This window comes from Micromonospora sp. NPDC052213 (genome assembly GCF_040679695.1).
Taxonomy (GTDB): Bacteria; Actinomycetota; Actinomycetes; order Mycobacteriales; family Micromonosporaceae; genus Micromonospora.
The window spans coordinates 278-1027 of record NZ_JBFAVI010000423.1 but is presented as its reverse complement, the minus strand read 5'-3'; the positions used below and the strand labels follow the sequence as shown (position 1 = coordinate 1027).

Sequence of the window (750 nt, the reverse complement as noted above, 5' to 3'; positions counted from 1 at the left end):
CAGGCTCCCATCGCCATCGCGGTCTTCGGCGATCTCGCCGCCTACCGGAGACGCTATCGCCACGAAAAGGCGTTCCGCGGCTTCCTCGTCGACGGCGGACGGCTGAGCGCGGAAGTCGCTCGCGCTCTTCGCGCGAAGGGCGTCAGCTCGACCACCCGCACGGGCTTCACCGACCCCGCTCTTCTGTCAGCGCTCGGCCTCCAGCCGTTCGTCCATCACCTCGCGGCTGCCTACGTCGCGGACGAGGTGGGCGCCGACCACCGATACGTCGCGACCCGGGTGGCACCGTGACGACGAGAGGGGCAGGCGGCGCGACGGACCGTTGCACGGGGACGTTCGGGCTGCTCGAGCGCATCACCTTCGGCCCGCCGACCGCCCGGCTCAGCACCGAGTGGTCGAGCACCGCCACGAACTGCGGCGGCGCGGGCCGATCCAGCACCGGCTGGCGGGCCAGCCGCGCGGCTACCTGCTGCTCCATCGCTTCACCGACGAGTGGACTCGCGCCCTCGTGCAACGCACGGATGTACTCCTCGGTCTGCAACAACCCGGGAACAACCAGCGGCTCGAAGCTACGCAGTGAGGCAGCTTCCTGCTCGATGCTCACCCACTCGCGGAACCACGGCATCAGCGCCTCCTGCATCAGCGCGTCCCGGATCCGCACCAGCAGGCCGCCGCCGTTCAGCACCTCGTCGCAGCGCTCGGTGAACTCGGCGCGCGGCGCGCGGCGGCACTGCTCGACGGCCGCCACCA

General features: G+C 71.1%; 1 protein-coding gene and 1 pseudogene. One reads left to right on the top strand and one right to left on the bottom strand.

Going from position 1 to position 750, the window contains the following annotated elements:
* The coding region (locus AB0L34_RS34450) for a hypothetical protein (RefSeq protein WP_363709868.1) at positions 1 to 291 on the top strand (291 nt) is incomplete at its 5' end.
* 118 nt (positions 292 to 409) lie between these two features.
* Here AB0L34_RS34450 and AB0L34_RS34445 read toward each other — a convergent pair.
* Positions 410 to 625 (bottom strand): annotated as a pseudogene (locus AB0L34_RS34445) (Scr1 family TA system antitoxin-like transcriptional regulator); the annotation flags it as partial.
* Positions 626 to 750: the final 125 nt, after the last annotated feature.